Annotated in this window: 18 protein-coding genes, 3 tRNA genes and 3 rRNA genes; 4 read left to right on the top strand and 20 right to left on the bottom strand. The window is 45.4% G+C overall.

Going from position 1 to position 21,693, the window contains the following annotated elements; genetic code table 11:
- Window positions 1–9: 9 nt before the first annotated feature.
- Window positions 10–447 carry a flagellar basal body rod protein FlgB gene (flgB, locus tag NL930_RS03855; protein WP_039673226.1) on the bottom strand — a complete coding sequence of 146 codons (438 nt, stop codon included), beginning with the start codon at window positions 445–447 and terminating at the stop codon, window positions 10–12.
- A gap of 121 nt (window positions 448–568) precedes the next feature.
- Between flgB and NL930_RS03850 the strand changes: the two genes are divergently transcribed.
- From NL930_RS03850 to NL930_RS03840, 3 genes are read left to right on the top strand one after another with little or no spacing between them, the layout of a single operon-like run.
- Window positions 569–1,729 (top strand): FtsW/RodA/SpoVE family cell cycle protein, encoded by a 1,161-nt coding sequence (locus tag NL930_RS03850; protein WP_039673227.1) that lies wholly within the window; start codon window positions 569–571, stop codon window positions 1,727–1,729.
- Entirely contained in the window at window positions 1,726–2,760 is a 1,035-nt protein-coding gene (gene murG, locus NL930_RS03845; protein WP_254375735.1) for an undecaprenyldiphospho-muramoylpentapeptide beta-N-acetylglucosaminyltransferase, read from the top strand. The genes NL930_RS03850 and murG overlap by 4 nt, the downstream gene beginning before the upstream one ends.
- Entirely contained in the window at window positions 2,754–3,212 is a 459-nt protein-coding gene (locus NL930_RS03840; RefSeq protein WP_039673231.1) for a GNAT family N-acetyltransferase, read from the top strand. The genes murG and NL930_RS03840 overlap by 7 nt, the downstream gene beginning before the upstream one ends.
- A gap of 57 nt (window positions 3,213–3,269) precedes the next feature.
- Here the strand turns inward: NL930_RS03840 and NL930_RS03835 are convergent.
- Window positions 3,270–3,346: transfer RNA gene (locus tag NL930_RS03835), tRNA-Arg, on the bottom strand.
- A gap of 67 nt (window positions 3,347–3,413) precedes the next feature.
- Here NL930_RS03835 and NL930_RS03830 point away from each other — a divergent pair.
- Entirely contained in the window at window positions 3,414–4,292 is an 879-nt protein-coding gene (locus NL930_RS03830) for a nucleoside recognition protein (protein WP_254375734.1), read from the top strand.
- Here the strand turns inward: NL930_RS03830 and NL930_RS03825 are convergent.
- From NL930_RS03825 to NL930_RS03740, 18 genes are all read right to left on the bottom strand, one after another.
- On the bottom strand, window positions 4,279–4,665 hold the full coding sequence (locus tag NL930_RS03825; protein ID WP_286683057.1) for a thioredoxin fold domain-containing protein: 387 nt from the start codon (window positions 4,663–4,665) through the stop codon (window positions 4,279–4,281). The two genes, NL930_RS03830 and NL930_RS03825, sit on opposite strands and share 14 nt — an antisense overlap.
- An 88-nt stretch (window positions 4,666–4,753) precedes the next feature.
- A complete protein-coding gene (locus NL930_RS03820) occupies window positions 4,754–5,641 on the bottom strand; it encodes a DMT family transporter (RefSeq protein ID WP_254376417.1) in 888 nt (295 codons plus the stop codon).
- 56 nt (window positions 5,642–5,697) lie between these two features.
- Window positions 5,698–5,813: ribosomal RNA gene (rrf, locus tag NL930_RS03815) — 5S ribosomal RNA — on the bottom strand.
- A 136-nt stretch (window positions 5,814–5,949) separates the two neighbouring features.
- A 23S ribosomal RNA gene (locus NL930_RS03810) occupies window positions 5,950–8,862 on the bottom strand.
- A gap of 328 nt (window positions 8,863–9,190) precedes the next feature.
- Window positions 9,191–9,266 (bottom strand) — tRNA-Ala (locus NL930_RS03805).
- 1 nt (window position 9,267) lies between these two features.
- Window positions 9,268–9,344: transfer RNA gene (locus NL930_RS03800), tRNA-Ile, on the bottom strand.
- A gap of 96 nt (window positions 9,345–9,440) precedes the next feature.
- A 16S ribosomal RNA gene (locus NL930_RS03795) occupies window positions 9,441–10,949 on the bottom strand.
- The 16S, 23S and 5S rRNA genes sit together here with 2 tRNA genes alongside, the layout of an rRNA operon.
- A 323-nt stretch (window positions 10,950–11,272) precedes the next feature.
- Window positions 11,273–11,920 (bottom strand): Tfp pilus assembly protein FimT/FimU, encoded by a 648-nt coding sequence (locus tag NL930_RS03790; protein WP_254377346.1) that lies wholly within the window; start codon window positions 11,918–11,920, stop codon window positions 11,273–11,275.
- An 11-nt stretch (window positions 11,921–11,931) separates the two neighbouring features.
- On the bottom strand, window positions 11,932–13,122 hold the full coding sequence (locus NL930_RS03785; RefSeq protein ID WP_354672765.1) for a glycosyltransferase family 39 protein: 1,191 nt from the start codon (window positions 13,120–13,122) through the stop codon (window positions 11,932–11,934).
- Complete coding sequence (locus tag NL930_RS03780) at window positions 13,119–13,688, bottom strand: aminodeoxychorismate/anthranilate synthase component II (RefSeq protein WP_041962165.1); 570 nt, start codon at window positions 13,686–13,688, stop codon at window positions 13,119–13,121. Before NL930_RS03780 ends, NL930_RS03785 begins: the two co-directional genes overlap by 4 nt.
- A gap of 45 nt (window positions 13,689–13,733) precedes the next feature.
- Window positions 13,734–15,080 carry a triphosphoribosyl-dephospho-CoA synthase CitG gene (gene citG, locus NL930_RS03775; protein WP_254377348.1) on the bottom strand — a complete coding sequence of 449 codons (1,347 nt, stop codon included), beginning with the start codon at window positions 15,078–15,080 and terminating at the stop codon, window positions 13,734–13,736.
- Entirely contained in the window at window positions 15,081–16,580 is a 1,500-nt protein-coding gene (citF, locus tag NL930_RS03770; RefSeq protein ID WP_041962167.1) for a citrate lyase subunit alpha, read from the bottom strand. It abuts the gene before it with no gap.
- Window positions 16,577–17,464, bottom strand: coding sequence for an aldolase/citrate lyase family protein (locus tag NL930_RS03765; protein WP_039674072.1), 888 nt, complete (start codon window positions 17,462–17,464; stop codon window positions 16,577–16,579). Before NL930_RS03765 ends, citF begins: the two co-directional genes overlap by 4 nt.
- Window positions 17,461–17,766, bottom strand: coding sequence for a citrate lyase acyl carrier protein (gene citD / locus NL930_RS03760; RefSeq protein ID WP_254377349.1), 306 nt, complete (start codon window positions 17,764–17,766; stop codon window positions 17,461–17,463). Before citD ends, NL930_RS03765 begins: the two co-directional genes overlap by 4 nt.
- Window positions 17,763–18,770, bottom strand: coding sequence for a [citrate (pro-3S)-lyase] ligase (gene citC, locus NL930_RS03755; protein WP_254377350.1), 1,008 nt, complete (start codon window positions 18,768–18,770; stop codon window positions 17,763–17,765). The genes citD and citC overlap by 4 nt, the downstream gene beginning before the upstream one ends.
- The gene (locus NL930_RS03750; RefSeq protein ID WP_254377351.1) at window positions 18,770–19,957 is read right to left on the bottom strand and encodes an MFS transporter; all 1,188 of its coding nucleotides are present in this window, start codon (window positions 19,955–19,957) and stop codon (window positions 18,770–18,772) included. The genes citC and NL930_RS03750 overlap by 1 nt, the downstream gene beginning before the upstream one ends.
- Window positions 19,941–20,390, bottom strand: a complete 450-nt coding sequence (locus NL930_RS03745) for a phosphoribosyltransferase (RefSeq protein WP_254377352.1) — start codon at window positions 20,388–20,390, stop codon at window positions 19,941–19,943. Before NL930_RS03745 ends, NL930_RS03750 begins: the two co-directional genes overlap by 17 nt.
- Window positions 20,390–21,682 carry an NCS2 family permease gene (locus NL930_RS03740; protein ID WP_039674079.1) on the bottom strand — a complete coding sequence of 431 codons (1,293 nt, stop codon included), beginning with the start codon at window positions 21,680–21,682 and terminating at the stop codon, window positions 20,390–20,392. Before NL930_RS03740 ends, NL930_RS03745 begins: the two co-directional genes overlap by 1 nt.
- Window positions 21,683–21,693 lie beyond the last annotated feature (11 nt).

The following is a 21,693-nucleotide window of genomic DNA, read 5'->3' as shown; positions in this document are numbered from 1 at the left end:
GCTCAATCCTTATAGTTTAGACGAATATTCGATGACGCTTTTAAAAATAGCACCGTTTTTTTGCAACGCCGACGTGAGTGCGTTAAACATCATCGCATTTTTACCGAGCTCGGAAGTCTCGACGTCCAAATCGACGGTATTACCGTCATTGCGTGCCGTATGCCCGTCTCTGAGGTAAATCGTCGCTTTGGAAGTATCAAAACTTTTATCTCCGCTTAAATGCGACATGTCGGTTTGCGCCATTTCCAATGTTGCGTTTCCTGTCTCGCCCGCACCGTAAATCTCTTTGGTTTTTTCGATCAAAGCCGTCTCAAAATCAACGTCTCTCGATTTATAAAAAGGGGTATCGATATTGGCGATATTGCTTGAAATCAAATCTTGACGCAAAGCTCTTGCATTTAAGCCTTCGACCATCAAAGCGTTTGATTTACTGATCTCAAATCCCATTTGTTTCCCTTTCTCGAATCTTGCCTTATGTAAGCAATTTTTATTCCAAAATATGCTTCAACCAAGCTTTAATCTATTTTTGTGTAGAATAGATCAAAATCTAATTATACACAAAGAAAGCATGCAAACCGATAAAATACTTTTTTCACTCTGTGCTTTTGCACTCTTTGTAGGGATGGTCTTTTCACTCTCCCTACCGGTGTTTACGACACTTTTTTTCGACTATTCCGAATACCATTTTTTCATTCGCCAATTTGCCGTAGGAATGCTGTGTATTTTTATCATGTGGTCGCTTTCGCAACTCGATCCCGATAAGTTCTTAATGCATATCGGCTTTACGATTTTTTTAAGTTGCCTCTTGCTCATGGGCGTCATGCACTACCTTCCCGAGTCTTTAGTTACCTCCGCGGGCGGTGCGAAACGGTGGATTCGTCTTCCGGGCTTTTCGTTAGCTCCGGTTGAGTTTTTCAAAATCGGATTTGTCTATTTCCTTGCGTGGAGTTTTGCACGCAAACTGAACAACGATAAAAAAAGCCTCAAAGAAGAGATGTTACTGATTTTGCCGTATATCGCTATGTTCGTTTTGGTCATTTATTTGATCGCCGTTATGCAAAACGATTTAGGGCAAGTCGTCGTCCTTGCCTTGACGTTTGCCGTAATGGCATTTTTCGCCGGAACCAGCGCGCAACTCTTTATGCTCGCGATTTTAGGTTCTATTTTCGTCTTTTTAGTCGCCATCTTTAGCTCAACGCACCGTATTTTAAGAATCAAAACATGGTGGGCGACGATTCAGAACATGGTTCTTTCAATGTTTCCCGAAAGCATCGCATCCGTTTTGCGTGTCGAAGACGCACCCGAGCCTTATCAAATTTCCCACTCGCTCAATGCCATCAAACACGGCGGTATTTTCGGTGAAGGTATCGGCAACGGACTGTTTAAACTCGGCTATTTGAGTGAAGTACACACCGACTTTGCCCTTGCGGGAATCGCCGAAGAAGTCGGAGCTTTAGGCGTCACGCTCTTAACGCTCGTCATTGTGACGATTATTTACCGTATCTTTAAAATCGCTTCCAGAAGTCATAGTAAAGTCTACTATCTTTTTTCTTTGGGTATCGGTCTTTTGATCGTTTTTTCATTTTTAATGAATGCCTACGGCATTACCTCGATCACGCCGATTAAAGGTATTTCCGTTCCCTTTATCAGCTACGGAGGTAGCTCCATTTTAGCCCTCTCGGTCGGTATCGGAATGGTGTTAATGATCAGCAAAAAGGCAAAATTATGATTGCAATTACCGGAGGCGGCACGGGTGGCCATTTGGTCATCGCACGGGCGATTAAAGAAGAGTTACTCAAACGAGGTCATAAACCGCTTTATATCGGTTCAACCGCAGGGCAAGACCGTGCATGGTTTGAAGGCGACGATGCGTTTGAACACACGTACTTTTTGGAGAGTAGAGGTGTGGTCAATAAAAAAGGTATTCACAAACTTCGTTCGCTTTTCACGACGGTGCGTTTGGCCTTTACATGTAGACGTCTTTTTAAACAACACGGCGTAAGTGCCGTCTTTTCCGTCGGCGGATATTCGGCGGCACCGGCGTCCTTCGGTGCGTTGATCGCAAGGTTACCGCTTTATATCCATGAGCAAAATGCCGTAGAGGGAAAGCTCAACCGACTGCTCAAGCCGTTTGCTAAAGCGTTTTTTAACTCTTATCGACACGACGCAATTATGACGGATTATCCCGTAAGCGATGCGTTTTTTGCGATCCGTAAACAGCGTCAAATGCTCAAAACCGTCATCTTTTTAGGCGGAAGTCAAGGCGCAACGTTTATTAACGAACTTGCATGTACGCTTGCCCCGTTTTTCCATGAAAGAGGCATTGCAATTATCCACCAAACGGGAGCGAAAGAGTTTGAACGCATACGACGTTTCTATGACGAGACCGCTATCCCCGCCGACGTATTCGACTTTTCCAAAGAGATTGCCCAAAAGCTCTCACGTGCCGATTTTGCGATCAGCCGATCGGGTGCAAGCACGCTTTGGGAACTCTGCGCCGTTTCTTTGCCTGCTTGTTTTATTCCCTACCCGCATGCCGCCGCCAACCACCAATATTACAATGCCAAAACATTGGTCGATCAAGGTGCCGCACTGATGATGGAACAAGCGCACGTCGATTCTCAAAAGCTATTTGAGATGATTTTGGCATGCGATCTTGCCTCTTTATCGCAAAAACTGACCGCGTTAATTCATGAAGGCGGAGCTAAAGCGATTGTCGATACAATACTGCAAAATCAACCTAAGGAGTCAACATGTTAGAAAACTTAATCGTTCGTATCGCAACGCGCGACGATGCCAAAGAAATTGCCGCTTTTAACGTTTTGTTCGCTAAAGAAACCGTCAATAAAAACGTTTCGCTCGCATTGACCACCGAGGGCGTTCATCAAGTTTTTGCTAAATTTCACAACGGTTTTTACCTGATGGCGGAAGTCAATCAAACTATTGTCGGATTGACGATGATCACAAGAGAATGGAGCGATTGGAACAACGGAGCGTATTATTGCATTCAAAGTATTTTCGTGACTGATCACGAGCATGAAAAAGAGATTCACGACGCCTTGTTGGATAAAGCCAAAAGTCTCGCAAAAGAGCATTACGACGTCTGCGGAATTCGACTTTACGTTCACAAAGATGACAAAACGACTCAAAAAGCTTATGAAGAGTTGGGATTGCAAAAAACAAAATACAGAGTATTTGAAGAGACGTTTTAAATGATTGTAAGGTGTTTAGGAGAACAAAAAAACATTATCAAGAAGTATAAAACAAAGTGGTGCGCCCGAAGGAATTCGAATCCCTGACCTCCGGTACCGCAAACCGATGCTCTATCCAGCTGAGCTACGAGCGCACATTTCTCTTTGAGGTCGGTATTATAGCTTAGCTAATATAAATTAAGTATTAAACAAAGAGCCAAAATGTCATTTAGTTTCGAAAAATCTTTTAAAACGGCGTTACGAAGTTCATGGGTCATTTTAAAACTGATCGTACCGATTTATATTTTAGCGGATGTCCTTTTCTACTATGATCTTTTGAGCTATATTACGTTTATATTTAAGCCCCTTGCGCTCTTTTTAGGTCTCCCTCAAGAGGCGGCTCTTTCTATCGTAAGCGGTCTTTTCCTCAACCTATACGCCGCCATAGCATTTGCTGCACCTTTGGGTCTTGATGCAAAAAGTTGGACGGTTTTGGCCGTATTTCTAGGGATTGCTCATGCTCTTTTGGTAGAAACCGAGATTATGAAGCGACTCGGTCTTTCGCGTGTCTACTCGATTGTTTTACGCTTATCGGTCGGACTTTTGGTAAGCTTCTTCGTTACGCAAATGCCAAACGAGTGGTTTATTTCTTCCATTGTCTCCCATCCCGAAACATTACAACCCGTACGCTACGACTCGATTCAAGCTTTGGTGCTTAACGCCGCTTACGAAGCCTTTTCTTTGAGCTTAAAAATCATCATGCTCGTTTCGCTGCTTATCTTTCTATTGGACATGATTAAATCGCGCCCATGGATGCAACGGCATGCCCAAAACGTCAATAGCGGATTTTCGATTTTAGTTGGCGTCATTTTAGGCATTACCTACGGTGCGGGCATTTTAATTGCGGAATACGAAAAGGGGCTTTTAAAAAAACGTGAAATTCTTTTTATCGGAACTTATTTAATGATCGCACATGCGATGATCGAAGATACGCTTTTATTTGTCATCTTCGGGGCAAACCCTTGGATTATCGTCTCGTTACGCCTTATTTTTGCCACGTTGATTGCTTATGGTATTGCAAAATACGTCAACGTGCGTTAAACTCTTGCTTATAAACCTCTTCTAAAAGTTCGACAAAAATATCGGGTTTCGTATAACCGATAAATTCGTCGATAACGCTAAGATCTTTTGGATTGAGAACAAGATTCGTCGGATAATATTTGACGTGAAGATGCTTCGGTAACGCCTTATCGTCCTTATCAACTTCAACGTGAAGGTAATGTTGGTCGATTTTTCGGCGAACAAGCTCCGTTTCAAAAACGTCATGCCTCATTTGAAGACAATACGGGCACTGATCTTTCGTGACGCTCAATACAATCAGCTTTTGACTTTTGATTGCGTTTTCTCTCTCTTGCTCTAAAAAATCAGCCTTTAAAAACGAGCAAACAAGCATAAAACACCATACGATTTTCATTAACATATCGACTCTCTTTAATTTATAACTTTTGTTGAAGTCATTCAAAAAATACGTTATTGTAGCTTTTCAAAGATTAGAAAAAAAGCTAACGACGAAATCTCTCTTTTTGCTGTACTAAAAGACCTGCGATGATTAAGATTAAGCCAATAAAGGTGGAAGGAAGTATTTCCTCTTTGAGGAAATATGCAATAAAAAGAAGTGATAAAAAAGGTGATAAGAAAATTAAGTTCGCAATTTTCGCCGTATTCGTACTATACCTCATTGCCTGTAGCCATAAAATAAACGTTATGCCCATTTCAAATAAACCGACATAAAAAGCTCCTAGCAACCCGTAAACATCTCCCGTAAACGCGATATTTTGCATGAACATGTAGCCTACGATACAAGGAACACCAACTAAAAAATTAACAAAAAGCCCAATGAGAGGATCGACATTTAACTTCGTAGTATAAATCCAATAAAGCGACCATAAAACGGTAGAAAAAAGTGCTAGACCAATGCCGTTAAGATCGGTAAAAGAAAACGAAAGTAACTCCCCGTGGGTAGATATCACGAAAACGCCGAAATAACATATAAACCCAGCTAAAATATCATATACACTAATCTGATGCTTTAAAATCATTACCGATAAGTAGCTTAACATCAGCGCCCACGTATAGTTGATTGGCTGAACCTCTTGCGCCGGTAAAAGCTCATACGCGTGGAACAGCACTAAATAATACGTAAAAGGGTTAATAACCCCAAGAAGAGATAGATGCCAATATATTTTGATTGAATAGCGCTTAAAAAGAAGCCACTTTTTTTGATAACTTATAACACAAAACAATAGAATTAAAGAAACGCTAGACGCATAAAAGAGTAATTGGGTTGCATTCAAATAGTGAAGAGAAAGTTTAAAGGCACTTGCTACTGTTGACCAAAGAAAGACAGATAAGAAAGCGAATAAATAAGCTTTTAATTGATTTTTTTCCAAGAAAGACCGCCTTTGTAGAAGACGAAATAGTGGATAATCGAGTGAGGGAATCACGGAACTGGCGGCGACCTACGTTTCCATCCCAGTAAGGGAAAGTATTATCGGCGATGAAGAGCTTAGCTTCCTGGTTCGAAATGGGACAGGGCGTTTCCTCTTCTCAATAGCCACCAGAATCGTGAAGTAAATCTATGTCGTATTATAGCGAAATAGGCTTAATTCACCATTCTTTAGGTGATTTTAGTATTGTCTAGTCAACAAAGCGCTTTACACTTAATAAGGAAGTGAAATAGCATTATCATACGTTAATATAGAATAAGCCAAACGACCTATTAGTACTGGTCAGCTAAAGGGCTCTCACCCATTACACACCCAGCCTATCAAACATGTAGTCTTCATGAGGTCTTCAGGGAAAGTTCATCTTGGAGTTGGCTTCCCGCTTAGATGCTTTCAGCGGTTATCACATCCGAACATAGCTACCGGGCGATGCTCTTGGCAGAACAACCCGTACACCAGTGGTTCGTTCGACCCGGTCCTCTCGTACTAGGGTCAACTCTCCTCAACTTTCCTACGCCCACGGCAGATAGGGACCGAACTGTCTCACGACGTTCTGAACCCAGCTCGCGTACCGCTTTAAATGGCGAACAGCCATACCCTTGGGACCTGCTCCAGCCCCAGGATGCGATGAGCCGACATCGAGGTGCCAAACCTCCCCGTCGATGTGAGCTCTTGGGGGAGATCAGCCTGTTATCCCCGGGGTACCTTTTATCCTTTGAGCGATGGCCCTTCCACACAGAACCACCGGATCACTATGACCGACTTTCGTCTCTGCTCGAGGTGTATCTCTCACAGTCAAGCTGGCTTGTACCATTATACTCTACGAACGATTTCCAACCGTTCTGAGCCAACCTTTGTAAGCCTCCGTTACTTTTTAGGAGGCGACCGCCCCAGTCAAACTACCCACCAGACATTGTCCTGAACATAGATAATATGTCCCAGTTAGCTATCAGAATAAAGAAGAGTGGTATCTCAACAATGGCTCAGGTGCAACTGGCGTCACACCCTCAAAGCCTCCCACCTATCCTGCACATCTTTATCCCAACAGCAGTGTCAAGCTATAGTAAAGGTCCACGGGGTCTTTCCGTCTTGCCGCGGGTAGGAGGAATTTTCACCTCCACTACAATTTCACTGGATTCCTGGTCGAGACAGCTCCCATCTCGTTACGCCATTCATGCAGGTCGATATTTAATCGACAAGGAATTTCGCTACCTTAGGACCGTTATAGTTACGGCCGCCGTTTACTGGGGCTTCGATCAATGGCTTCGCTTGCGCTAACCACATCAATTAACCTTCCAGCACCGGGCAGGCGTCACACCCTATACATCCTCTTACGAGTTAGCAGAGTGCTGTGTTTTTGGTAAACAGTCGGGAGGGACTCTTTGTTGCAACCTTTTCCGCTTTCAGAAGCAAGTTCTTATACAGAAGGAGGCACACCTTATACCGAAGATACGGTGCTATTTTGCAGAGTTCCTTAACCAGATTTCTTCCACGCGCCTTAGAATACTCATCTCACCCACCTGTGTCGGTTTACGGTACGAGCAATAACAGATATACTTAGAAACTTTTCTTGGCTCGACGGCATCAACGATTCACCATCCACTCCGAAGAGCATCAAGTGCCTGTCGGGTCTCGAATAAAAGATGACGGATTTGCCTATCATCTAATCTACACCCTTCGAACAACTATTCCATCAGTTGCCTCGTTTAGCCCTAAGCGTCCTTCCATCGCGCTCTATTATTGGTGTTGGAATATTAACCAACTTTCCATCGACTACCCCTTTCGGACTTGTCTTAGGTCCCGACTAACCCTACGATGACGAACATCGCGTAGGAAACCTTGGGTTTTCGGCGAACGGGATTCTCACCCGTTTTATCGCTACTCATGCCTGCATACTCACTTCTAGCCGCTCCAGCGCTCCTTACCGGTACACCTTCAATGCTGACTAGAACGCTCTCCTACCACTCTATTAAAAATAGAATCTACAGCTTCGGTGGATAACTTTAGCCCCGTTATATTTTCCGCGCAGAATCGCTAGACCAGTGAGCTGTTACGCTTTCTTTAAAGGATGGCTGCTTCTAAGCCAACCTCCTGGTTGTTTAAGCAACTCCACATCGTTTTCCACTGAGTTATCACTTTGGGACCTTAGCTGGTAGTCTGGGTTGTTCCCCTTTTGACGACGCATTTTATCACCCGCCGCCTGACTGCCATGATTACATATACGGTATTCGGAGTTTGACAGGGTTTGGTACCTTGGTATAGGCCCTAGCCCAATCAGTGCTCTACCCCCGTATACTACAACATGACGCTATACCTAAATATATTTCGGAGAGAACCAGCTATCACGAAGTTTGATTGGCCTTTCACCCCTATCCACAAGTCATCCCAAGACTTTTCAACGTCAGCGAGTTCGGTCCTCCACTAGCTCTTACACCAGCTTCAACCTGCTCATGGATAGATCACTTCGCTTCGGGTCTGCAGCATCTGACTAATTCGCCCTATTAAGACTCGCTTTCGCTACGGCTCCGAGTTTTCTTAACCTCGCCAGATACCACAACTCGCAGGCTCATTATGCAAAAGGCAGTCCATCACCCTGATAAATCATAGGGCTCTGAATGATTGTAAGCAAATGGTTTCAGGTTCTATTTCACTCCCCTCACTGGGGTTCTTTTCACCTTTCCCTCACGGTACTGGTTCACTATCGGTCTGTAAGTAGTATTTAGGGTTGGGAGGTGGTCCTCCCGGCTTCAGACAGAATACCACGTGTTCCGCCCTACTCAGGATACTGCTAAGATGAATCTAGATTTCGTATATGGGACTATCACCCGCTATGGTTAACCTTTCCAGGTTACTCTACTACCTATCATCATTCTACAACGCAGTCCTACAACCCCAGATGCAAGCATCTGGTTTGCCCTCTTCCAAGTTCGCTCGCCGCTACTATCGGAATCTCTATTTGATTTCTTCTCCTCTGGCTACTGAGATGTTTCACTTCGCCAGGTTCGCCCCCCGCAGGGTAACTGATATCACTATCAGCTGGGTTGCCCCATTCGGATACTTACGGATCAAAGCCTCTTGACGGCTCCCCGTAACTTTTCGCAGTCTAGTACGTCCTTCATCGCCTCTTACAGCCTAGGCATCCACCATTCGCTCTTAATAGCTTACCTATTTGTATTCTAATGCACATTTCACTCCCTTATTAAATGTAATTCATTCTTCCGTCTCATAAAGCCTGAACAAAGTCCAGTCTTTATTCAATCACTAAAGCTTTCGCCTTGCGAAGAACACATCCAACAAGTTGTAAATTGTTTTTTTTGCGTTTTGTTGACTTTGACAATATTAAATTAAATAACATTAGACTAAAAAAGTCTAATATCAACCCTTACATGTAAGAACTGATATTAAACTTCTTCTTTCTTAAACAATGTCTTTTACACGTGACCGAGAAAGTAAAAATTCTAACGCCGTTATGATGAAAAAGCACCATTTAAAAAATGGTGGAGAATAGCGGGATCGAACCGCTGACCTCCTGCGTGCAAAGCAGGCGCTCTCCCAGCTGAGCTAATTCCCCATGGTGGGCTTAAGAGGACTCGAACCTCTGACCTTACCCTTATCAGGGGTACGCTCTAACCACCTGAGCTATAAGCCCCTTTTTCATTCTTCTCTTCAATCTCTCAAAACTAAATAAGCAACCAAGCTATTCTCGCCGAGACACCATTGTGAGATAGTGTCTCTTATACTCTAGAAAGGAGGTGATCCAACCGCAGGTTCTCCTACGGTTACCTTGTTACGACTTCACCCCAGTCGCTGAACCCACCGTGGTCGGTAACTAGTTTAGTATTCCGGCTTCGGGTGAATTCAACTCCCATGGTGTGACGGGCGGTGAGTACAAGACCCGGGAACGTATTCACCGTAGCATATCTGATCTACGATTACTAGCGATTCCAGCTTCATGGAGTCGAGTTGCAGACTCCAATCCGAACTGAGACGCGTTTTTAAGATTTGCTCCACCTCGCGGTATCGCCTCTCTTTGTACGCGCCATTGTAGCACGTGTGTAGCCCTGGGCATAAGGGCCATGATGACTTGACGTCGTCCTCACCTTCCTCCTCCTTGCGAAGGCAGTCTGATTAGAGTGCTCAGCCAAACTGTTAGCAACTAATCACGAGGGTTGCGCTCGTTGCGGGACTTAACCCAACATCTCACGACACGAGCTGACGACAGCCGTGCAGCACCTGTCTCTTGGTTCTAGTAAACTAGCACTCTCGTATCTCTACAAGATTCCAAGGATATCAAGCCCAGGTAAGGTTCTTCGTGTATCTTCGAATTAAACCACATGCTCCACCGCTTGTGCGGGTCCCCGTCTATTCCTTTGAGTTTTAATCTTGCGACCGTACTCCCCAGGCGGCACACTTAATCTGTTAAGTGCATTACTGCAATGACTAGCATCGCAACAACTAGTGTGCATCGTTTAGGGCGTGGACTACCAGGGTATCTAATCCTGTTTGCTCCCCACGCTTTCATGCCTCAGCGTCAATAATGTTCCAGTAGATCGCCTTCGCAATCGGTATTCCTGGTGATATCTACGGATTTTACCCCTACACCACCAATTCCATCTACCTCTCCCATATTCTAGTAAAACAGTTTCAAAAGCAGTTCAACGGTTAAGCCGTTGGATTTCACTTCTGACTTATATTACAGCCTACGCATCCTTTACGCCCAGTGATTCCGAGTAACGCTTGCACCCTCCGTATTACCGCGGCTGCTGGCACGGAGTTAGCCGGTGCTTATTCATAAGGTACCGTCATTATCTTCCCTTATAAAAGGAGTTTACACACCGAAATGCGTCATCCTCCACGCGGCGTTGCTGCATCAGGGTTTCCCCCATTGTGCAATATTCCCCACTGCTGCCTCCCGTAGGAGTCTGGACCGTGTCTCAGTTCCAGTGTGCCTGATCATCCTCTCAGACCAGGTAGGCGTCATTGCCTTGGTAGGCCGTTACCCCACCAACTAGCTGATACCATAAAGCCCCATCCTTTAGCAATAAATCTTTCCCAACGTATCTTATGATACGCAGGAGTATGGGGTATTAGCAGACGTTTCCATCTGTTGTCCCCCACTAAAGGGCAGGTTAGCTATACATTACTCACCCGTGCGCCACTAACGAAATAAGCAAGCTTATTTCATCCGTTCGACTTGCATGTGTTAAGCACGCCGCCAGCGTTCACTCTGAGCCAGGATCAAACTCTCCATTATAATGTTTCTTCAAAGCGAAGTAATTCGCTTTGAATTCATTACACTAAAGCTAGACCTTACGGTCAGAATCGACGAATCGAAATCTTTAGTTTTATGAAGTTTGATTTATCTCTTTTATTCCGAAGAGTTGATAATCTCTTACATGTTTGCGTCCTAGCTCGGTCGCTTATTTAGATTTCAAAGATTGAATTTGACATTGTTAAAATGGTAATGAACGTGAAGCTAATCCCCTACTTTGGGAGCTTCTCTTTAACCCCGTTCTCTCAAACGAGGACGAAATTATATACTCGAACTCCTTAAAATTAGGTTAAAGCAAAGAAAGGCTACAAAATATGCGTATACCCTGTTTCCGGTTCTATTGCAATAATGATTGCATTACCGGACACATCGGTTAATGTGATCTGGCATTGAGCCGTAATCATTCTATTCCTTTGGTAAATTGCTCCAAATCCACTAGGAACTCCTTTAAGCGGTCGCCCCAAATAATCAAACGATATTCTTTGGCTTCCTCCAAACTGGCATGCCGCATTAAAAGTTATTGTAGATACTCCATACTTCATTCCTAAATTCATCTCTTGCGTAGCTCCTACACCGTCAGAAAAAATAATTCCTGTATATCCTCCAGTGAGGTATTTTGCAGGATCTAAAGGGTTAAGAGCAACTTCATTTAACGTAAGATTGGGATTTGCATTTTTATTGCCATCGGAAAAAATCGTATAAGCCCATTGATTATAAGTATTGGCATCTGAGTTAAACACTATTTGCCATCGTTCTTGATACCATGTTGCATCATTCACATTAAACTTATCATCCATCATTGCCAAATGTTGCGTATAGCGTATGTGGCTTACCACTTGGTCGGCGGCTTCTCGGAGGGGGTTGCGCGTGAAGCTTGAGGCTACCATATAGGAGAGAATTCCTACGACGACAATGACAAAAACCAATTCCAACATCGTGAATGCTTTTTTCATGCGAGCCTCTTTTAGCCTAGCCTGTAGACGTAAAATGTTTTGACGACTTTTCCGACATAGACGATATCGATTTGTTCAAACCCTTCATCTAGTTCTTTTTGAGGGCTGAGTTTGACGAAACCGCCGCTTTGAATACCGTAAAATTTCAAACGCAAGGAGAGTTTGTCGTCCTTGAGAATAATTTTATCGATGCCTTTTTCATGTAAAGCTTGCGCCAACTCTTTAGCGATATGGTATTTGATAGCAAAATTACGCGACGGATTTTCCAAAAAGTAGTATAGCGGTTTGTGCAAATAGCTTACAACCGTATTGCACACAAGCGTGATCAGGATCAATCCGAAGACCAAAGTATGCCATTTGCGAAATTGCGGTAAGCGCACACGATAGCTGTTAAAAAAGACTTTAACCATCAACGGAACGGACAAAACGACAAACGGCGCAAAATCTTCCAATGCCAAACGCTGACGAAGCGACAAAATAAACGAAACAATCAAGGAGATAAACGAGATGTACCATAGAAGATTTTTCTCTTCTTTAATCAAAATACGGTACATCGCATACACAAAATAGAGAAACAGCAACGGGGAAAATACGGCCGCATAAATACCGAGCGTATCGACGAAATAGCCCTTAGGCTTTCCTCCCGTGTCAAAACCGTACAGGTACATCGCCGCACTAAACAAGATTAGCGTCAAAATCGCCAAGTCGGTTTTTTTCTGCATCAACGCATAAATGAACAAAGCAATGTAAAAAATCGCAAACGAATTATCGACAAAAAGCGAGCCGATCAAGATGACATGTGAAACGACTTTATACTCTTTGAGGTAGCAATAGGTAAAAAGAAGCGTTAAAAAGATGACGAGGCTTCCTTGATTGACCAGTAACGCCGCACTATTGACGCCCGGAAGAAACGCATAAATCGCCACGGCGATAATGCGATCGATCGTTCTTTTTAAAAATAATTTTCCGATTTTATAAAGCAAAAAGATCGAGAGTAAATGCAAAAGGATGGATGGCAAACGTAACGCCAAATCATTTTGTCCCAAAAGACTCGTCGAAGCATGCGCCAAATAATGCACGATCGTATGGGCGTTAAAATAAATCTCGGCTTCGTCGTAGCTAATCGAAAGCGTTTGCGTCTCAAACATCAACGCCGCGGCACTGAAAAGCAAGATGAGTCCGAGGAAAAGACGCTCTCTCATAGTTTTAAAAAGTTATTTAAAATGGCATGACCGTGTTCACTCAAAATAGACTCGGGGTGAAACTGAACGCCGTAGATGGGTTTATCTTTGATTTGCAACGCCATAATCTCGTGGTCGTCGGTACTGTACGCCGTAGGAATCACACACTCGGGAAGCCCTTCTTGCTCCACGATGAGCGAATGGTAACGTGTCGTCGTAAATTCTTCAGGCAATCCTGCAAATAAACAACTGTTGTGAAGCTGTTTGGTTTGAGAAGTTTTACCGTGCATCATACGTTTGGCGCGAACGACTTTCGCCCCGAACGCCTGTCCGATAGCTTGATGTCCCAGACAAATACCTAAAATAGGGATTTTTCCGCCGAAATATCGAATAACGTCCAAACTCACACCCGCTTCGTTGGGAGTTGCGGGCCCCGGGGAAATGATAATTTTTTCCGGATGCAACGCTTCGATCTCTTCAACGCTCAACTCGTCGTTTCGGATAACCTTAAGATCGGCTCCGAGTTCTAAACAATATTGCACGATGTTGTACGTAAAACTATCGTAATTATCGATCATTAACACCATAAGTAGTTCCATAAGCAAGTTTTAACTATCATAACACGCTTTTGCTTAAGATTCGACAATTCGGGAAAGCAACCACGTAAGTGCCAGTAAATCCGCGCTGCCTCCGGGGGAGAGATTTTTGGCGATCATGGCTTGATCGAAACGTTTGAGCGCGTCGTCCAAATTTTGGTTTTTTAGACTTACATGTAAGATTTTTTGCGCTTCGTTTTTCGTGAATGTCAAACCTTCCAAACCGCCGCGCGACCAGAGCGTGCTGTCCTCAACCGTGCTCATCAGCAAAAGCAGCGTTTGTTTGAGAGCATTTTCCTCGCCGAAACGCGCATAGCATTCGCGAAAAAACGGGAGCGACGTTTCAAAGACGAGTGCAAAACCGCTTTGCGCCACCCCTCGAATGCCCAAACTGCCCGTCTCTTTGAAAAAGCGCATTCCCGCACTGTTGGGTGTTTGACGCATCAAATCTTCTTCGACGACATGCGCGCACAAAACGTGAATCTCCGTTTGCAACGCCTGACATGTCAAGCTTTCGTTTCGAGCTTTAAGTCGCCCGATCGCTCCGCACAAAAGGGCTAAACAAAAGATCATGCCTTTGTGCGTATTGACGCCTCGGGTCGCTTCAAACATCGCGTTTTCGCACGCAATTCCGATGCGTCGCAAACGCGAAAATGCTGCTTGAGGTTCTTCGTTTGCGTACATGTAAGCCTCTTCGAGAAAACGTTGCGTCCAAGGAACGATCGCTTCGATGCTTGCGTAAAACGTCGACATATCCATATCGCGATGCGCACCGGAATTTTCTTGATCGACCAGCCCGGGTTTTGGGGTGAGTTCGACTTCCGTTTTCATCGCACGTTTGCACCACAGTGCTATACTCTGTTTCCATGCGTGCTTTTGCACAGATGCATCGATATGCCGATGCAGTTCTTCGTACGAATGAACGTGCGCTCTTGCACAGATTTTGGCTTCGTTATCGCATATCAAGCAGCGTCTTTTGGGGTATCCGAATGCTTCGCGCGATAGGATTTTTCCTTGTGCGTCGAGCACGTCGATGTCCATAAAACGCCCCAAGGGATGCTCTTCTTCGATCTTACATGTCAGCCTTTTCAATTCTTCAGAACGAGCCTGACATGTAAAGATAGCTTCCGCACCGCTGATGGCTAAGGTGGATTCAAAGGCTAAAAGCGTCAGTGTTTCACGCTCTAAAAGGAAGCGAATTTCGCGAAGGGCAATGTCAAAGATCACGACGGCGGAATGCGAAAGTTTGAGCGAACCGGGAATCGTGAGGCTTAAGCAGATGAGCGATACTTCGCCAAAGTGCGCCAAAAGCTCTTTTTGCCTTTGCGCACGCTTCTCTTTGGCGTTTAAAATACTCTCTAGCGTCGCATGCGTATCGATCATTTAGGCAAGTTGTCGCACCACGTCGATGATCGAGCCGTCGCGGTAGCGAATGACCGCAACGATTTTGTCGGTGTACGCGATCTGTGCAGGTTCCCCGCAAAGCGCAATCGCGCGCTCATACAGGGTATGAATATCGACGACATGTAAGCCTGCTTTTTGGAGTCGCTCTTTCAATTCACGGTTTTTAGGATTGACCGCGATACCTTGGTCGGTGACGAGTACGTCTACGCTCTCTCCGGGCGTAACGACGGTATTGACACGCTTGGTCACGGTCGGAATGCGCCCGCGTGTCAAAGGAGCAACGATGATGGAGAGCTTTGCTTCCGCCGCCGTGTCGCTATGTCCGCCCGAAGCTCCCCTCAAAAGACCCTTCGAACCGGTAATAACGTTGACGTTAAACGCCACGTCTACTTCGAGCGCACTCAAAACGACGATGTCGAGTTGTTTGATGGAAGCACCTTTGGAAGAGGGGTTGGCGTATTCGTTGGCACTGATTTCGATATGGTTTTTATTTTCTCCGAGCGATTTGGCGGCAAATTCGTCGAAGCTTTGCACGTCCAATAGGTTTTTGATTAAGCCTCGTTTGAGCATATACACCATCGTCCCCGTAATGCCTCCGAGCCCAAAACTGGCCTTAATGCCCTTTTCTTCCATACGTTCACTCAAAAAGACGGTCGTTGCCAAAGAAGCTCCGCCCGTTCCGGTTTGGATACTAAATCCCTCTTGAAACAATCCCGAATGTTCAATCACTTTTGCCGTAAGGCTTGCGAGCAAAAGCTCTTTGGGATTGGTCGTCATCCGCGTCTCTCCCGCGCCGATTTTAGAAGGATCGCCTACCTCGTCGACCACGACGATCGCATCGACTTGGTCTTGATGCAAACTTGCCGGAACGTTCGGGTACGCTTCCAGCGATTCACTCAAAACGACGACGTAATCGGCATAGTGCGCGTCCATCATCGCGTATCCCAAAGAGCCGCATTTGGAACGTCCCGAATAGCCGTTGGCATTGCCGAACTCGTCGCTAACGGGAACGCCTAAAAAGGCAACGTCGATGTGAAGTTCGCCCGATTGAAGCAGATGCACGCGCCCGCCGTGCGAGTGAATCTGTACCGGTTTTTGCATCAACCCTTTCGAGATCGCTTCACCCAACTTTGAACGAAGTCCCGACGTATAAATTTGCGTTACGACGCCGTTTTGAATGTGCTCGATCAGCGGATCGTGAACGGAGGCCAAAGAGCTCGACGCCAAGGTCAAATTTTTAAATCCCATTTTGGCGATAACGTTCATCACATTATTTAAAAGCAAGTCACCGCCCCGAAACGCATGATGAAACGAAATCGTCATGCCGTCTTTCAATCCGGAGCGGTAAATCGCCTCTTCGATACTCAAACACAGCTTCGCACGTCGTTCTTCGCCTTTATTTTTCTCTTCGTAGCGAAAAAAAGGAGCGTTACTCGGCGTTAACGCTTTAGGGTTAACGTATTTTTCGATATCTTTCATTGTTCTTCTCCTAACACACCCGACGCACGCGCCAAATCTAAAATCCATTCCGCACGCAAGACAACCGGAGCATCGACCATTTTTCCGTCCAAGGAGACGACGCCGAGCCCTTTTTCTTTGGCGTCTTTCGCCGCTTCGCAAACTTCTATCGCCCAATCGACCTCTTTTTTGGAAGGTTCGAACACTTTGTGAAGCCATGGAATCTGATTGGGATTGATGAGCGATTTTCCGTCAAATCCAAGCCCTTTGATGTACTGCGCTTCGTGTACAAACCCCTCTTTGTCTTTCACGTCCGAAAAGACCGAGTCGAACGCGCCGATTTTTGCCGCACGCGCCGCCAATAAAATCTGATTGCGCGCCGCGCTCAGTTCGGTTCCTTCTTTAGTCCGTTGAGTGCGAAGGTCGCGTACGAAATCTTCCGCACCCAAGGCAATGCCCATCATCCGTTTGGAACAACGTGCGATATCGACGGCATTCACGACGCCTAAGGCACTCTCGATCGCCGCAAGAAGCAGCGTCTTTTTCTCCCGTCCGATGCGGTTTTCGATATGCGCGATCTCTTGTTCCATCTCCAAAACGTCGTCCATCGTATCGGTTTTGGGAAGACGAATAATATCCGCTCCCGCACGAATCACCGCTTCTAAATCCTGTAACCCGAAAGGCGAACTCAGCGGATTGACCCTCACCGCGGTTTCGATATTTTGGTAGGTAAAATGTTGTAAAGCGTGAAAAACCATCATCCGTGCCGAATCTTTTTCGCTCAAGGCCACCGAGTCTTCCAAGTCGAACATAACGGTATCGGGTTGATAAATAAACGCGTTGCAGACCATACCGGTGTTGGATCCGGGCACAAAAAGCATGCTACGTCGAAGTTTTTGTTTCATAACGTACTCCAATCGGGCTCATTCACGCCCAAAGCACGCAAAAGTGCCGTTTGCACGCGCGCTTTGATCACAAAATCCAAAGCCCCTTTATCTTGAACCGTCACTTTCACGCGATCGACGTTCATGGAAAGTACCGTCTGAAGCACTAAAGCCTCGATCGCATCGCCGTAGATTTCGGCAACGCTGCTCTCCAACACGATTTCGACTCCCGTTTGATCGTTCGGCATCACGCGCACAAACGCATCGCTCGATTCTAACGTTCCCGCATGTGCGGGTTGTAAGTGTACATGTAAGGTATTCATTCTACTTCCTCTTTCATCGCCGCAAGCAATCGATAGGTACTTTGCGGTACGAGACGGGCTATCTCGTCCCAACGATTCTCTTTCATCGCACCTCGGACTCTCGAAGCCGAAATCGGCTCACCCGACTCGGCGATACGCTTAAGCTCCACAAGCTCGATAGGCGGATACTCGCTCGCTTCGGCAAGCCGTCGTTTCATTTGCGTATTATACTCGTTTGTGACGACACATAAAGGCTCTTCTCCCACAAAACGATGCGTAATGCCTAAAGGAGGGGCTAAATGATGCCGAAAAATCGCCAAATCCAGTTCGGTATAAAGCGAATCGATTCGCCCCTTGTCTTTAATAAAGTACGTCGGGAACGTCGCTTTAGAGATCATATAATCCGAACCCTCGTGCAACGTGAGGTTCGAAAAATCGCGCACGCCTTCTTCAATCATACGGTAGCGATCCGCAAAACGAAAGAACGAAGCGTCTTCTTTGACCACAAACAGATGCACCCAATCCGATCGCGCACACGCCTCTTGCACCAAATAACGATGCCCCAACGTAAAGGGATTGGCGTTCATCACGATGCATCCGACCGTATCGCCCGAATGACGCAGTTTTCGTAGACGTTTTTTATACGCTTCGATCGCGTAGCTGTTTTCCATCAAGATGACTTCGCCGTGCGCTTGTTCGATGTATTTAAATCCGCACGATTCGAAGACCTCTTGATAGTGGGGTTTGGTAAATAAAAAGAGCTCAAAACACCCTTCACGGTAGGCGACTTTTAAGAGTTCGCTCATCAGGCTTAAAGCCGCGCCTTCGCCGCGAATGCTTTCGTCGATGGCGATATTTTTCAACACTTTGCCGCTCAATCCGCCGCATGCGACGATGCGATCTTCTTCTTTAGCGACGACGAACGTTTCGACGTCTTCGGACATTTCCAATGAAACGCTTTGTAAAAATTCTCTGATTTTCTGCCTTCGAACCTTGCTTGTTTGGGGCACTTCAGAGAAAACCATTAGACTCCTTTTTGAAGCGCGTAAGCAAACCAAAGCGTCGCAAACGCGATGCACGTCAACAAGCCGATAAACGCGTGCCATCCGAGATACGCGTAAAAAACACCCGGCGCGAACGTCCCGATCGTACCTCCCGCATAGTAAAAAGAGAGGTAGAGTCCGTTGGAAATCGCCCGTTTTTCATGCGCCAATTTGCTGATGAGCCCCGAAGCAACCGAATGGATAATGAAAAATCCCGCGCAAAAGACAAACATCCCCGCAAACATCACGGTATAATCGCCGATATGAAAGATTTGAAGCCCGAGAGCGAAGATCACGATGCCGATCATAATGGTTTTCGTCTCGCCGCCTAAGCGTTTGATCAACCACAAAATCCGAATCGACACGATAAAACCGATGATATACCCCGCATACATCATTCCGACTTTTCCGTATCCCATCGCCGAGCTGAGTTGTTTGAGCTGAAACGGAATAAAATTCAACAGTGCTTGAAAGACGAAAAAGATAAAAAACATCATCATATAAATATTCAAAAAACTTTTTTGCTTCAAAACATCAACGATTTGAGAGAGTTTCGGCTTCACGAAATCGACCTTCACCTCTTCGCCGACGTAATGCAAGCAACCGTACATCGCGATTAATGCGATGCCCAAGAGAATAAAAAAGAGTCGCCACCCGAAAAGATCGCTCAGCGTTCCGGAGAGTAATCGTCCGATGAACCCTCCCAAAATCGTCGCCGCGATGTAATAACCGATGGCTTGCTGAACCCTCTCTTTGGGCGTAATAAAACTGATATAGCTCATCAAAGAGGTTAAAACGGCGGGAATCAAAACGCCTTGAAGCGCTCGAATGCCGAGTAACGCCGCGTACGTATCGCTATAGGCAAATAAAAGTTCCAACACGCCCAAAATCAAAACGGCATTTCTCAAAAAAAGTTTGGAGGAGAGCGTTTCTAAAACATACCCGTACACAATCGGCGCAAAACCTAAGGGGAGCATAATGACGGTCGTAAAAATAACCGCCTCAAAACGGCTTAAGGCAAACTCTTTTTCAAAAAGGGGTTGAATGGGCTGCACCGCATAAAGGGTGCAAAGCGTTAAAATCGTACATGTATAAATAATAAGAAGTTGGTAACGCGTCAAAAACATAAAAAAGGAGCCGAAACTCCCTTTGTTATTTGTATTGGTCAATTTGGAAATCCCAGAAAAACTCGATCCATTCGGTCGCTTCTCTGGCGGCAAAATCAGGACGAAGCAGAGCTTTTTCTTTGTAGAAAACCGCCGCCACTTTCAAGTCCACATCCGGATATTTTGCGTTCAACACGCGCTTAATCTCGATCATCGTCTCACCGCTGTCGATAATGTCGTCCACTAAAACGACCCGATTGGCACGCGAAAGATCGGGAATATTAAAAATTTGAATCGTATCGAGCTTGCGCGTCTCTTCATAGTGAATCGAGTTGATCGAATACAGTGAACGCATTTCCAAGGCTTCGGATAAAAAATGTCCTAAGGTCATACCGCCGCGCGCCACGGCTAAAATCACGTCGGGCGCGTAGGGTTTGATCTCTTTGGCGAGATGATTGACATCGACTTTGAACTCTTCATAACTGTAATAACGCATTAATGCCCCTCTTGTACGATAAATACGGTTAAACTCACCAAGGTTAAAAAGATGATACCGAAATTAATCTCTTTAAACTCTTTTTTGAGTAATTTAATAAAAACATACGCAATTAAACCAAACGCCAATCCGTTCGTAATCGAAAACGTTAAAGGCATCATAATGACGATCAAAAAGGTCGAAACCGCAATCGCCGTGTCTTTAAAATTGATATGCGACAATTCGCCGAACATCAAAACGCCGACCATCACCAAAACGGGATAAATCGCATTTTCGGGAATCGCTTTAAAAAGCGGCATCATAAACAACGTCAAAATAAAACACAATCCCGTAACCACGGCCGTTAAACCGGTGCGACCGCCCTCTTCCACACCCGCGGCACTTTCGATAAACGCCGTCGTCGTCGAAACGCCTACCACCGCACATGCCGTACTCGCAAGCGCATCGATTTCAAGCGTTTTTTGAAGCTCTTTTCCGTCGTCTTTAAACAGACCCGCACGAAAGCCGACCCCCGCAAGCGTTCCTAACGAGTCGAACAGATCGGTAATCAAAAAAGTAATAATGACGGGAAACAACGAAAGCGTCAACGCGCTTTTTATATCCAACTGCAAAGCAATCGGACTGACCGATGCGGGAAGTGAAAAAAATTCGCTCGGATACGCGGCAATGCCTAACACCCACGCGATAATCGCCGTCGAGACGACTGCTAAAATAAACGCACCTTTGAGTTTCCACGTATAAAACGCGACGACCAAAACCAATCCTACGACGCCTAAGAGCACGTTTGGATTTTTAAAATTGCCGACGCCCACTAAAACGGCAGGGTTGGCAACGACCATTCCCATACTTTTAAGCCCGATAAACGCGATGAAAGAGCCGATACCGGCACTAATGGCACGCCTTAAATCGTGCGGTACGCTTTTCATAATCCAAACGCGAAGCGGCGTCAACGAAAGCACGAGAAATAAAACGCCCGAAAGAAATACGACGCCTAACGCCGTTTGCCACGGTACTTTCATCCCTAAAACCAAACCGAACGTAAAATACGCGTTAAGCCCCATACCCACGCTCATCGCAATCGGCGTATTGGCCCAAAGTCCGTTGAGGATACTCGAGAAGATCGTAATCAATGCCGTCGCGGTAATCAGAGCGTCCATAGGCATACCCGTTTTGCTCATAATAATCGCGTTGACCGGTACGATGTACATCATCGTTAAAAAGGTCGTAAAACCCGCCGTTACTTCGGTTTTAACCGTCGTACCGTTTTTTTCAAGTTTGAAAAAGTCGCTCAAAGTCAATCCTT

The sequence above is a fragment of the Sulfurospirillum sp. hDNRA2 genome (genome assembly GCF_024206095.2).
GTDB lineage: Bacteria > Campylobacterota > Campylobacteria > Campylobacterales > Sulfurospirillaceae > Sulfurospirillum.
This window is presented reverse-complemented; position numbering and strand designations above follow the sequence as displayed.